Genomic DNA, 12,318 nt, shown 5'->3' with positions numbered 1-12,318 from the left:
ATGAAGTATCTATTTGTTTGCCTCGCCCTGCTGTTTGCAAGCAGTAGCTGGGCCCAAGAATTAAAGCGTTTCGAGGAAGCCAAAGCCAAAGAACAACCCATTTTATTGGTTTTTTCTGGCTCCGATTGGTGCGCCCCCTGCAAACGCCTACATAAAGAGGTCCTCAGCCAAGAGGCCTTTCTCCAACTCGCCAATAAGGAGTTTACTTATCTCTATCTCGACTTCCCGGTCCGCCGAAAAAATAAAAAACTACAGGGCAAGGAGGTCCGTGCCGAAAATGAGGCCCTAGCCGAAAAGTATAACCCCTTTGCGCAGTTTCCTACCGTGGTCCTGCTCTCCGCTCAAGGCGATGTTTTGGGCGAGATTAAGTACCATCATGAAGGCCCCGATTTCTTTATCGAGGAACTGAAGAAGTTACTGCCCTAAGTTTTCTATCCCGCTGTTTTGGGGCCTCCTGCCTTCGGCAGGCGGTTACTCCTTTCAGTCGTCGAAGACGGACTAAAGACCTTGTTGTCGTTCCGCAGCTCGCTGCTGTTTTGGGGCCTCCTGCCTTCGGCAGGCGCTACGTTGCGCAGCTCGCTCTTCGCTCGGCCCTGCGGCGGCTTTGCCGCCTGGGTCTGGCCTGACGGCCACTGCTTCACATCGCTAGGCCAGCGGGCTTTGCCCGCTTCTAGACGCAAAAATCACTCTGCTTATGCGACTTTATTTTTTGTTCTTTTTGCTTTTTGCTAGCTGGCCGCTTTCTGCCCAGAAATTGGCCCAAAAGCAATTTCAACTGATGGGCTGCTGGTTTGAGGTCAAGGTTTTTGCCCAAGAAGAGGAAGAGGCCCAAGCGGCCCTGGCTGCTGGCATAGCCGAGATGCAGCGCATCGAGGCGCTGATTTCTTCTTGGCAGCCCAATTCGGCCACTAGCCAAATCAATGCACAGGCAGGACAGCAGGCCGTTCGGGTACCCACAGAGCTTTTGGCCCTGATCCAAAGAGCCAAAAAGATCTCGGCCCTAACAGATGGGGCTTTTGATATTAGTTTTGCCCCAAAAAATTCGCCCTGGCAATTTGAGGGACAAACTTTGGAAAAATGGCCCAAAACACCGCCCAAAGCAAGCTCCGCCAATTGGCAAAACATCCAAGTAGATGAGCTGGCCCAAACGGTCTTTTTGCCCGACTCCCTCATGCAAATTGGCTTTGGGGGCCTAGGCAAGGGCTATGCAGCCGATAGGGCCAAAGCCCTAATGCAAAAGATGCCCGGAGTAACGGCCGGCTTGGTCAATGCCAGTGGCGACCTCAACTGCTGGGGGCAACCTCCCGGAAAAGCAGGATGGAACATTCAGATTCTTTCGCCAGACAAACAAGCGCCGCCCTTGGGCTACCTTCAGCTAAATGGGCAGGCCCTAGTGAGCTCTGGCGATTATGAGAAATTCTTCTATTACCAAGGGCGGCGCTATGCGCATATTATTAACCCCAAAACGGGCCTGCCCACGCAGGGCATTCAGTCGGCCTCGGTCCTTTGTCCCTCGGCAGAATTGGCCGATGCTTTGGCCACTGCCCTTTTTGTTTTGGGGCCAGACAAAGGGCTGGCGCTGATTGACCAACTGGAGCAAATAGAAGCCTTCATTTGGTTGAGCGATAATAGCTATCGCTGTTCTAAAAATATTGAAATCAAAAGAGATGAGAAATAAACTTCTTCTTTTGCTGGCCTTGGCGGGGCTCTTCAGCAGCTGCCAATCGGTAAAAGCTTATCAGCAAATGCGATTGCGGCAAGCCCAGATGGAGCTTTCGCCCAAGAAAGAGCAAAGCTTTGAGACCAACTTCCAATCTTATCGAGAGGGGGCCTCTGGGGCCAACTCGGGAAAAACGGGAGGCGGCTGCGGCTGCAATTAAGGTCAAAAAGGCGGCGAAGCCGCCTGAAAAGGCCCGCAGGGCCGTCGGCTGAGGGATGGACAGCAGTGGCGCGAAGCGCCAGACCCAGCAAAATGAGCGAAGCGAATTTTGCGCAGGGCCGAGCGAATAGCGAGCTGCGAAACAGCCCGACCCGACCGAAGGAAGGGGCAGCCCCAAATCATAATATTTGGCAGAATAAAAATGAAAAGATGAAAAAAACATACCTATTGGGCCTAGTATTTTGGTCCATAGCGGCTAGTAGTTGGGCGCAGCAAGCGGCACAAGACAGCAGCTATAAAATCCCGGCGAATAGTCGAGCCATTACCGCTGATTTGCTCAGCAGCTACTACCAGCAAGATGGGCAAAATGGGGCCGTGCAGGGCGGTCAGGGGACCGAAAAGCTGCAAGATGTGGCCAATAAAGTGCAATTATATGTCCCTTTAGATAAAAATAAGGCGATTCAGTTACAGGCTGGGGCAGATAGCTATAGCTCGGCCTCTACGGATGAAATTGACAACAACCCCTCTTCGGCTTCGGCCCAGGATCTTCGGGCCTATGGGCAATTGAGTTATCAGCATAAATTGTTGCGGCAGGGAGTAGAACTCTCTGTTGGTGGGGGCTTTTCGACAGAGTACGACTACCAGTCAGTTTCGGCCAATTTGGGCATCAAAAAAGACTTTTATGCGGGCAACAGCCAGCTGGCCTTCAACTTTGGGCTTTTTCAGGATAACTGGAAGTTAATTTACCCCCGAGAGCTTCGGGGATTTGTAGATGCGGGACGCTCGGACCGGCAGAGTTTGAGTTTTTCTTTGGCCTACAGCCAGATGATCACGCCCAGTTTGCAGGCCATTGCTAATGTAGAATACATTCGGATGGCGGGCCTACTGTCTACACCTTTTCATCGAGTATTTTTTGATGATTTGAGTTTGGACATTGAGCGTTTGCCTGAAATGCGGAGCAAAATCCCGGCGAGTATTCGTCTGCATTACTACCTCAACGACTACTTCATTCTGCGCAGCTTTTACCGCTACTACTGGGATGACTTTGGGGTAGAAGGGCATACGGCAGAGCTAGAATTGCCCATTCAGCTGCATCCCAACTTTAATGTACAAGCCTTTTATCGCTACCATCAGCAAACGGCCTCCGATTATTTTGCGCCCTTTGCCGAGCATAGCGTCAACTCGAGCTTCTACACCTCTGATTATGATCTATCGGCCTTTCATTCTCAGCAATTTGGTTTGGGATTTCGTTATGCGCCTGCTTTTGGACTACTGCGTAGTAAGAGCTTTTTGAAAAGCAAAAGAGTGGTCCTCTTCAAATCTATTTCGGCCAGATTGGCCTACTACCAAAGAAGCACGGGCCTAGAAGCCTTTATTGCTTCCTTGCATCTTGCCTTTAGTTTAGAATAAAAAATAATTTAGCCTCATAAAAGAGGAAGCCTCTTCTATGCTAGACGACTAAAGGCCGTGATCTAATTATGCCGTTCTTAGGTTTACTAAGAGCGGCTTTTTTTCTACCTTTAAAGGTCCTTTTATTTATTAGAAACAAACATAAAATCTCAATGAAAAATAGCCTTTATGCCGCCCTCCTTTTTTTAGGCCTAGCGGTACTGACAGCCTGTGGTGGAGAAACTGCCCCAGAAGAAAAATTTACCAAAGAATATGATTTGGCTCCTTTTGGCGTCATGCTCAAAGTGCGTGGACCAGAAGGCCTCAAGATCAATAAAGTGACGGGTGGAATTTTGCCCCATGAAATTACGATGCAAGGAGAAGAGTTTCAGGTCTATCTCTATGGCCAAGGGGCCGAAACCGAAGATGTGAAAACCCTAAAGGAAGAACAAAAAGAAGAGACCAAGGCCAGCAAAAAAGGCTTTGAAATCATCAGCGAAGACGATAACGGCTACGTCTTTAGTATGCAATACGAAGGCGACAGCACCAAATTCTACAACTTTGAGTACCTATATATTCAAGGCGACCAACAGTTTCGCATGACCTCTAGCACCGTTACCCAATATAGCCAAGAGGCCATTATGGACATGTACAAAGCCATTGAACAGCGCCCTAGCGCAGAAAAATAGAGAATGAGATGAGTGATTGGGAAAACATAGAAGCCCTCTTGTATTCGGGGCAGGCCGAAAACATGGAATTGGCCCTTTTGCTAGCCAAGGGAGAAGGCAAAGACCTTCGGCCCCGTTTTCAGCAACTGCAAGATTGCCTTGCCTTTTATGAAGAGCAATATCGGGCCCTCTATAGTTTTCCCAAGCTCTTTGATCAGATTCGAGAAAAGGGCCTGCAATTATCGGGTTTGGGCCTCTTTGAGCTGCCCGATTGCTTACTGGCCCTGGCCCCTTTGGCCAAATCGGTAGATATTAGCCGCAATAAGTTGCGGAAGTTCCCGCTCTTTTTGCTGCATTTTCAGCAAGCCGAAACCTTTAACTTGGCCCATAATCAATTGGTCCAACTACCCGAGCATTTTTGGTCGCTCAAACAAATTAAGGCTCTTCATCTAGAAAACAACCTCCTCATCCGCTTGCCCGAGCGCATAGAGCGGCTGAGCCAACTAGAAGAGCTATCTATTTCTTTTCAGCGGGCCTCTAAACTTCCCGCTAGTTTGGCCCAACTACAAGCGCTCAAGGGCCTATTTATTCAGTTGGATAGCCTCGATGGCTTTCCCATGGTCATTTTTGAGCTGCGCAATTTGGAGCGCCTCATTTTACAGGGGGCAGGCTTGCAGCTCTTGCCCCAAGAGATTGGCCAACTCCAAAACCTTCATTTTCTGGCCCTCAGAGAGGCGCCTCTAGAAGAACTACCGCCCAGTTTGGGCCAATTGCCCCAACTGCATAGCCTACATTTGGTGGGGCTCTATCGTCTTGGCCAACTGCCCGAATTTCTTTGCGAGCTCCCCCAACTACAGGCCCTCAACCTCAATGATACGCCCCTAAACGGCTTGCCTAAAAACTTGGCGGGCTGGAAAAATCTGCGGGCGCTGTCCCTATTTGGTACGGGCATCCAACCCCATGACGAACAACAATGGCAGGCTAAAATCCAGGCCGCAATAGGAACAATAGAGGAGGTTATTTGGGACTTTTAAGATTTAAACTAAACCTTAATTTACTTTAAGCCACTAAATATAATCCACACATTTTTATAGCTTTGTGACAAGACAAGTACGATTTTCTTTATCACAAACCTAAAATGTATGCGATTTATTCCATTTACCCTACTACTCCTTTTATTCAGTTCTTCTTTATCGGCCCAATGGCTAACAGGCTGGAACCAGCGGCAGCGCATTGCTATCCAAGAAAACTCAGGCAATGCTCTTAACAGTTACCAAATCCGTATCGACCTGCTCTATCAAACGGGCATGGATCCACAGTTTAACGACCTTCGTTTTACTACTCAAGATGGGACTACGCTTATTGATTTTTGGATAGAAACCTTTCAGAATGCCTCTGGCGCGGTGGTCTGGGTAGAATTGCCCAACTTGGCCGCCAATGGCAGCACAGATATTTATGCCTACTACGATAACCCTAGTGCTAGTTCAGCGAGTAATGGAGCAGCCACCTTTATTTTCTTTGATGACTTTAGCAGCTTTTCGGGCTGGAACAGCATTTCGGGCGGGCAGATCCAGCAGGATGCAAGCACTTTTGCCCCCAATGTCGTTCTCCGAAAAACAGCCGCCTGTGACCCTCAGGGAGGCTGGAAGGCTATTGGCAGTAGCCTCAATAATTATCGCTTTATTGGCCGAGAAATTCGAGCCAGCAATTTCCCCGATTGCAACTGGAACCGCTACGGCCTAGAAAATGCCAGCTTCAATGGCTATAGCCTCCGCCGAAATGCCGATGTAACGGGCTCTTCTGAGTTTGGTATTGAACGCAGAAATGCAGGAACGGCCTCCAATGCCACTGGTCCCACACTAAACCAACCTAGAGGGGTTTGGTACCGCACAGAAATCCGTAGAGATTGTAGCACTGGCCGTATTCAAGCCGAGCTTTTTAATAATGATAAGGTCAGTATTGGCCTAGAAGACCGCATTGATAATACCTATTGTGGCGTGGACCGCATTGCCCTTCGTGGGGGTCGAGATTACTTTTTTGATTATATGGCGGTGGGGCAGTTTATTGAACTAGAACCCAGTTACACCCTAGAAGAGACCCTCCTTTCTGAAGATCAACTTCGCTTTTTCCGCTGGGAGGAGCAGCAGCTCGTCTGGGCTTTTTCTAGTTTAGATGAGCTGGCTAATTTACAACTAGAAATTAGTCCTAATGGGATAGATTTTAGCCCCTTGGCCCAATGGGCTGCTCCAGATTTTCCCCAGCAATTTTCGCCCAATGTTCAAGGAGAGCGCTACTTCCGTTTGGCTTGGCAAAGCAGAAATGGCCAATGGTACTACTCGCCTATTTTGGTCCAACAAAAAGCGGAGCTAGTCTGGGGCAACATTCAGTGCTGGCCCAACCCTAGCCCTGCAAATATCTCTATTCAGGCGGCATGGCCGGCTGGCCGCTATACGCTCAAACTCTACAATAATTTGGGCCAATTGCTAGAGCAAAATAAGCTAGAGTTCAGCCAAAATCAAAGGTTAGAATATGATTTGAGTCCCTGGCCTGCGGGGCAATATCGCCTATTGATTGAGGGGGAAAATGGAGTTTACCAACTTCTTCCTGTAGTAAAATTATAATGATTTGGGGCTGCCCCGGCCTTTGGCCGGGTCGGGCTGTGTCAGGGCTCGCAGGGCTGCTCGGCCCTGCGGGCTCATTTTATTTCGCCCTTGGTCTGGCCCTTCGGGCCACCCTTATCCATCCCTCAGCCGGCGGCTTCGCCGCCTCTAGACGCATAAAACCCTAGCTTGAGCAAGCAAAACCTTAGGTCGAGCTACTCAAGTCCTAGCTTGAGCTAACAAAACCTTAGGTCGAGCTACTTAAGTCCTAGCTCGAGCAAGCAAAACCCTAGGTCGAGCTACTCAAGTCCTAGCTCGAGCTAACAAAACCTTAGGTCGAGCTACTTAAGTCCTAGCTCGAGCTAACAAAACCTTAGGTCGAGCTACTTAAGTCCTAGCTCGAGCTAACAAAACCTTAGGTCGAGCTAATAAAGTCCTAGCTCGAGCTAACAAAACCTTAGGTCGAGCTACTTAAGTCCTAGCTCGAGCTAACAAAAAGCTAGCTCATTAGCCTTTAGAAACAAGTTCATTAAGTCAGTACTTTAACTTATTGGTAACAATTGGACCTTTTTAAGGGGCCGAAGCGGGAAGTTTAGCTAAAAGATAACTGTTGAGCGGCCTAGCGATGTGGAGCAGTGCGGCGCAGCCGCAGACCAAGGCCGTCAGGCCGCAGGGCCGAGCAGACTTGCGAGCTGCGAAACGTAGCGCCTGCCGCAGGCAGGAGGCCCCCAAAAAAAATTGTACCTTTGAAAAAAAGGAAAGCAAAATGGATATAGACCTTTACTTTTCAAAGCAGCTGAGGCAATGGTTTGAGCAGCGGGAGGGGCGTTATTTGCCTTGGAAAGAGGGCCAAGATCCCTATAAAATCTGGTTGGCGGAAATCATCATGCAGCAAACTCGTTTGGAGCAGGGCCTACCCTATTATGAGCGATTTATAGCGGCCTATCCGAGCATAAAAGAACTGGCGGAGACTGAAGAGCAGAAGCTGATGAAACTTTGGCAGGGCTTGGGTTATTATGCTCGGGCCAGAAACCTTCAGGCGACGGCAAAGCGAATAGTGGCAGAATATGGCGGTGTTTTTCCAGACAACTACAAGGCTATTTTGGACCTAAAAGGCGTGGGCGAATACACGGCGGCGGCCATAGCCTCTTTTGCCTATGACTTGCCCTATGCAGTAGTGGATGGCAATGTATATCGGGTATTGAGTCGGTATTTTGGGCAAGCATTGCCCATAGACAGCAGTGCGGGCAAAAAGTGGTTTAAGGCCAAAGCGCAGGCCCTTTTATGGGAAGACGATCCGGCCAATTACAACCAAGCCATGATGGATTTTGGGGCCCTGCATTGTCGGCCCAAGAACCCTAGTTGTGGAGACTGTCCCTTGGCCAAAAACTGCCAAGCCAAAGCCAACAAACAGCAGCTAGAACTGCCCAAAAAAGGCAAAAAACTAAAGATCAAAAAGCGTTATTTTTACTACTTCATTTGGCAGAGCCCTAGCGGGGCCTACTACCTCAGGAAGCGGCAAGAAAAAGACATTTGGCAGGGCTTATATGAATTTCCGATGATAGAGCTCGACAAGCCCCTAAAAACCAGCGAACTAAAAACACTTTGGGCGCATTGGGAGCTAGAAGAGCAAGACTGGGCCTTAATTTCTGGCCAAGAACAACAGCAGCTCTCTCATCAGAAAATTATTGCTCGTTTTCTTTGGCCCAAACAGCCTTTAGCTCAGGCCCTAGCGGCAGATTGGGAGCTAGTAGATGCCCAAAGCTGGCCCAACTACCCCCTGCCTCGGCTCATTGCCCAATATTGGGAGAAAAAACAATTGGCCTTTTTTTAATAAAAACTTTAATAACAGTTGCGAATCCAAAAAATTAGGCCTACATTTGTAAAACTTAGATATACTAAATATTTATAGACTATGATCAACAAAGTGACCTTAATTGGAAATCTGGGGAAGGACCCAGAAATGAAAACATTGCCTAGTGGCGCTGTTTACACTCGTTTTACGATGGCCACCAATGAAAACTACCAAGTGAATGGGGAGTGGCAGACCAAAACGGAATGGCACAATATCATTATTTGGCGCCAAGCGGCCGAGCGTGCGGCTCAGCAGCTCAAAAAAGGAAGCCTCGTTTATGTGGAAGGCAAAATTACAAGCCGTAGCTGGGAGGATGAAAATGGAAATACTCGTTATATGACAGAAATTGCGGCTAATCTTTTCCGTTCTTTAGAAAAACGCGAGAACAGCGGAGGAGGATATACCAGCCCCCCTCCCCCTGAAGAGCCTGTAGATATGAATGGAGAAAAGCAGCAGCCCACAGCTAGCGGCTCAACTAACTCTGGAGGAGATACGACACAAAAAGAAAGCTATGATAGTGAAGGTGATGCAGATGATCTTCCCTTCTAGACCTTAGTTTTTGGAGTTTAAAAGGACCAATAGCCTGCGGGCTATTGGTCCTTTCTTTTTGGGGCTTTTTTTTCTTCTTGGCCTTCATTTATTTATCTGCTCTTGAAATAAATAGCAGATAGTTCTATATTAGCTAACTACTTAGTATATTGGCTAAAGCCTCTAGTAGAATAGCATTCTAAAAGAGGGTTTTGAGTAGTTGCTCTTTGGGGGCAGCGCCCTTATATTCTTCATCTAAGCGTATTATTTTGGACACAGACCTTATTCCATCCGAACTGGGCCTCAGCTTTTTATTTTTAACTGATTTGGGGCCCGCCACATGGATTTCTCTCGGCAGCATTATTCTTCTTTTAGCCTGTTCGGCCTTGCTATCTGGCTCGGAAGTCGCTTTTTTTTCTATTACGCATAATGATATTGAAGAATTGCAGAAGCAGGCGGTAAATAAGGGTGGACCAAGAGGGCGTATTCTACGTCTTTTGGAGAAGCCTCATTATTTATTGTCTACGATTCTGATCAGCAATAATTTTGTCAATATTGGCATTATTCTCACCTCCAATTTTCTTTTTGCGCAGTTGCTTCCAGAAAGCACTCCAGCTTGGTTATCTTTTTTGGTAACCGTGGTGCTTGTTACCTTTTTATTGGTTTTATTTGGAGAGGTAGCGCCCAAGGTTTATGCGACCAGCAACAACATGCGGCTAAGCAAATTGATGGCCCAGCCCCTACTCCTCTTGCGTCGTTTATTTTGGCCGCTAAGTTGGGTTTTGGTTAATGCCACCCGCATTATTGAGCGCCGTTTGGCCAAGCATTCGGGCATGAATGTCGTGACCGATAAAGACATTGAACAAGCCATTGAGCTTACCGTAGGCGATACCAAATATGCCGAGCAAGACATTGACATTCTCAAGGGGATTGTTAAATTTGGCAATACGACGGTCAAAAACATTATGTGTGCCCGAGTAGATGTAGAAGCTGTAGATAGCAGCATCAACTTTAGTGAGCTCTTGGCCGTTTTGCAAAACTCCAACTACTCTAGAATTCCCGTTTATGAAGAAACCTTTGATAAGGTGTTGGGGATTGTGCATACAAAAGACTTGATAGAGCACTTTGATAAAGATGACAGCTTTGACTGGCACAGCTTGATCCGCCCGGCTTTTTTTATCCCAGAGAACAAAAAAATCGACGACTTATTTAATGAGTTTCAGCATCGTCGGACGCATATGGCCATTGTGGTTGATGAATATGGGGGCAGCTCGGGAATTGTTACCTTAGAGGATGTTCTAGAAGAAATTGTGGGCGAAATCAATGATGAATTTGACGAGCCCGAATCGCAAGGTTACACCAAAATAAGCGAGCATATCTATATTTTTGAGGCCAAGACTTCTATCCAAGAAGCTTGCAAAATTATGGATATTGAGCCCGAACTTTTTGAAGAAGCTCGCTCTTCTGCAGAAACGCTAGCTGGCCTACTTTTGATGATTCATGGAAGTATGCCCAAGAAAAATAGCCAACTGCTCTTTCAAGGGATCAAGTTTCAGGTCCTTAGCACCACAAAACGCCGTATAGAGACCATTAAGGTCACTTTGGCAGAGAGTGCCGGCGAGCAGGTTTTGGCCTAAAAATGACTATTCTTTATGAAGACTTCTTTCTTTTGGCTCTTTTTGGGTCTCTGTCTTTCTTTGCTTTCTTGCCAAGAAGAAGAGGTGTATATTCCCAAAAAACGCATTTACCCTAAGGTCGTTTATCCAGAGCGCAACTACCAGGCATTAGATACAAATTTCTGTGCCTTCCATTTTGATTATCCCGACTATATGGAGTTTGTCCAAGATACTACCTTGGGCAACCGCCAAGCACTTCACCCCTGCTGGTTCGACCTCAATTTTAAAAGCCTAAATGGCCGCCTACACTTCACCTATACCGACCTTTCTAAAGGCCCTATTGAAGAGGAACTCTATAAAATGTATAGCGATGCTTATCGCCTAGCCGAAGAGCATACTGCCAAGGCCGCTAGCCTCGATGATTATGTCATCAACCGCCCAGAAGATAAGGTCTATGGCGTTTTATTTAACATTGAAGGCCATGTGGCCTCGCCCTTTCAGCTCCTACTCACCGATAGTAGCCAACATGCTGTTCGGGCCTCTCTCTATTTTAATACCCGCCCAGAAGCTGACTCTATGGCCCCTGTTATTGACTTTGTCAAAACGGATGTTATGGGAATGATCAATAGCTTTAAATGGGCCAATTCTCAATAATCTAATCGCTTTTCATGCAGCACCGCAGACCAAAAAAGACGCCCGATCAAGAAATGATTTTCGGCCGTCATCCTGTAATGGACGCCCTTGAAGCTAAACGCAATTTTGAAAAAATTATCCTGGCCGCTAATGTCCGTGGCCCTTTCGAAAAGGATTTGCGCAAGGCTTGTAAGGAACTAGACGTCCCCCTGCAAACGGTCCCCAAAGAACGCCTCAATAATTATACACGCAAAAACCACCAAGGGGTGGTGGCCCTGCTCTCTCCTATCCCCTATTATCAGGTAGAAGATTTGCTCTTATTGGCCTATGAAAAAGGCAAGCACCCGCTTTTTGTTTTGCTAGATGGCGTGACGGATGTCCGCAATATTGGCGCTATCGCCCGCTCTGCAGAAGCCGCCGGAGCCGATGCCCTGATTATTCCAAAAAAAGGCTCGGCCCAAATTAACGATTCGGCCATGAAGAGCTCTGCTGGCGCACTCAATCATTTGCCCGTCTGCCGAGTAAATAGCCTGATCCAAACGGCCGAATACCTTCAAATGAATGGCCTGCAACTGATTGCCGCCGACCTAGAGGGCAAAAAAATGCTTTATGATCTAGAACTCAATCTCCCCCTAGCCCTCATTATGGGCGATGAGCATAAGGGCGTCAATCGCGTTTTGCTCGAGAAGGTTGATGAGCATTTCCTTTTGCCTATGCGTGGCCAAACCGACTCTTTTAATGTTTCGGTGGCCACGGGCATTACGCTCTACGAAATCATGCGCCAACAAAAGTAATCTCGTTTTGCACTATACCTAAAATGCCTATTCCCGCTTTTGTGGAATGGGCATTTTGTTTTTTGGGGCCTCCGCTGCGGCTTCGCCTTGCGGCGGTTACTCCCTTCGGTCGTCGAACTGCGAACTAAAGTTCTTGTTGTCGTTCCGCAGCTCGCTGCTATTTTGGGGCCTCCGCCTCGCTTCGCTCGTCGGCGCTACGTTGCGCAGCTCGCTACTCGCTCGGCCCTGCGGCGGCAAAGCCGCCTTGGTCTGGCCCTCTGGGCCACTGCTCCACATCGCTAGGCCAAAAAAGCTGCCCTAATCGGGCAGAGAAAGGGCCTTTGGCCCAAATAAATGCGGCTAGTTGGGGCGGCGAA

At 47.9% G+C, this 12,318-nt stretch carries 12 protein-coding genes; all 12 read left to right on the top strand.

The window, feature by feature from the left end:
- Positions 1-426, top strand: coding sequence for a thioredoxin family protein (locus SGRA_RS09890; protein ID WP_015692531.1), 426 nt, complete (start codon positions 1-3; stop codon positions 424-426).
- Positions 427-694: 268 nt separating this feature from the next.
- Positions 695-1,678, top strand: a complete 984-nt coding sequence (locus SGRA_RS09880; protein ID WP_015692529.1) for an FAD:protein FMN transferase — start codon at positions 695-697, stop codon at positions 1,676-1,678.
- Positions 1,668-1,880 (top strand): DUF4266 domain-containing protein, encoded by a 213-nt coding sequence (locus SGRA_RS20190; RefSeq protein ID WP_015692528.1) that lies wholly within the window; start codon positions 1,668-1,670, stop codon positions 1,878-1,880. Before SGRA_RS09880 ends, SGRA_RS20190 begins: the two co-directional genes overlap by 11 nt.
- A 209-nt stretch (positions 1,881-2,089) precedes the next feature.
- A complete protein-coding gene (locus SGRA_RS09870; RefSeq protein WP_015692527.1) occupies positions 2,090-3,289 on the top strand; it encodes a DUF3570 domain-containing protein in 1,200 nt (399 codons plus the stop codon).
- Positions 3,290-3,441: 152 nt separating this feature from the next.
- Positions 3,442-3,957, top strand: a complete 516-nt coding sequence (locus SGRA_RS09865) for a hypothetical protein (RefSeq protein ID WP_015692526.1) — start codon at positions 3,442-3,444, stop codon at positions 3,955-3,957.
- 8 nt (positions 3,958-3,965) lie between these two features.
- On the top strand, positions 3,966-4,970 hold the full coding sequence (locus SGRA_RS09860; RefSeq protein WP_015692525.1) for a leucine-rich repeat domain-containing protein: 1,005 nt from the start codon (positions 3,966-3,968) through the stop codon (positions 4,968-4,970).
- Between the two features lie 108 nt (positions 4,971-5,078).
- Positions 5,079-6,557: a DUF2341 domain-containing protein gene (locus SGRA_RS09855; RefSeq protein ID WP_015692524.1), complete on the top strand. Its 1,479-nt coding sequence runs from the start codon at positions 5,079-5,081 to the stop codon at positions 6,555-6,557.
- Between the two features lie 745 nt (positions 6,558-7,302).
- Positions 7,303-8,370: an A/G-specific adenine glycosylase gene (gene mutY, locus SGRA_RS09850; RefSeq protein WP_041329900.1), complete on the top strand. Its 1,068-nt coding sequence runs from the start codon at positions 7,303-7,305 to the stop codon at positions 8,368-8,370.
- 81 nt (positions 8,371-8,451) lie between these two features.
- The gene (locus SGRA_RS09845; RefSeq protein ID WP_015692522.1) at positions 8,452-8,940 is read left to right on the top strand and encodes a single-stranded DNA-binding protein; all 489 of its coding nucleotides are present in this window, start codon (positions 8,452-8,454) and stop codon (positions 8,938-8,940) included.
- Positions 8,941-9,188: 248 nt separating this feature from the next.
- Positions 9,189-10,556, top strand: a complete 1,368-nt coding sequence (gene gldE, locus SGRA_RS09840) for a gliding motility-associated protein GldE (RefSeq protein WP_041329898.1) — start codon at positions 9,189-9,191, stop codon at positions 10,554-10,556.
- A 15-nt stretch (positions 10,557-10,571) separates the two neighbouring features.
- Positions 10,572-11,189, top strand: coding sequence for a gliding motility lipoprotein GldD (gldD, locus tag SGRA_RS09835; protein WP_015692520.1), 618 nt, complete (start codon positions 10,572-10,574; stop codon positions 11,187-11,189).
- A gap of 14 nt (positions 11,190-11,203) precedes the next feature.
- Positions 11,204-11,962, top strand: coding sequence for a 23S rRNA (guanosine(2251)-2'-O)-methyltransferase RlmB (rlmB, locus tag SGRA_RS09830; protein ID WP_041329601.1), 759 nt, complete (start codon positions 11,204-11,206; stop codon positions 11,960-11,962).
- Positions 11,963-12,318 lie beyond the last annotated feature (356 nt).

Origin of the sequence: Saprospira grandis str. Lewin, from assembly GCF_000250635.1 — a bacterium.
Classification (GTDB): domain Bacteria; phylum Bacteroidota; class Bacteroidia; order Chitinophagales; family Saprospiraceae; genus Saprospira; species Saprospira grandis.
This window is presented reverse-complemented; position numbering and strand designations above follow the sequence as displayed.

Bases quoted from the DNA above. Each gene is read 5' to 3' on its own strand.
- SGRA_RS09890 (WP_015692531.1), top strand. From the start codon at position 1: ATGAAGTATCTATTTGTTTGCCTCGCCCTGCTGTTTGCAAGCAGTAGC.
- SGRA_RS09880 (WP_015692529.1), top strand. From the start codon at position 695: ATGCGACTTTATTTTTTGTTCTTTTTGCTTTTTGCTAGCTGGCCGCTT.
- SGRA_RS20190 (WP_015692528.1), top strand. From the start codon at position 1,668: ATGAGAAATAAACTTCTTCTTTTGCTGGCCTTGGCGGGGCTCTTCAGC.
- SGRA_RS09870 (WP_015692527.1), top strand. From the start codon at position 2,090: ATGAAAAAAACATACCTATTGGGCCTAGTATTTTGGTCCATAGCGGCT.
- SGRA_RS09865 (WP_015692526.1), top strand. From the start codon at position 3,442: ATGAAAAATAGCCTTTATGCCGCCCTCCTTTTTTTAGGCCTAGCGGTA.
- SGRA_RS09860 (WP_015692525.1), top strand. From the start codon at position 3,966: ATGAGTGATTGGGAAAACATAGAAGCCCTCTTGTATTCGGGGCAGGCC.
- SGRA_RS09855 (WP_015692524.1), top strand. From the start codon at position 5,079: ATGCGATTTATTCCATTTACCCTACTACTCCTTTTATTCAGTTCTTCT.
- mutY (WP_041329900.1), top strand. From the start codon at position 7,303: ATGGATATAGACCTTTACTTTTCAAAGCAGCTGAGGCAATGGTTTGAG.
- SGRA_RS09845 (WP_015692522.1), top strand. From the start codon at position 8,452: ATGATCAACAAAGTGACCTTAATTGGAAATCTGGGGAAGGACCCAGAA.
- gldD (WP_015692520.1), top strand. From the start codon at position 10,572: ATGAAGACTTCTTTCTTTTGGCTCTTTTTGGGTCTCTGTCTTTCTTTG.
- rlmB (WP_041329601.1), top strand. From the start codon at position 11,204: ATGCAGCACCGCAGACCAAAAAAGACGCCCGATCAAGAAATGATTTTC.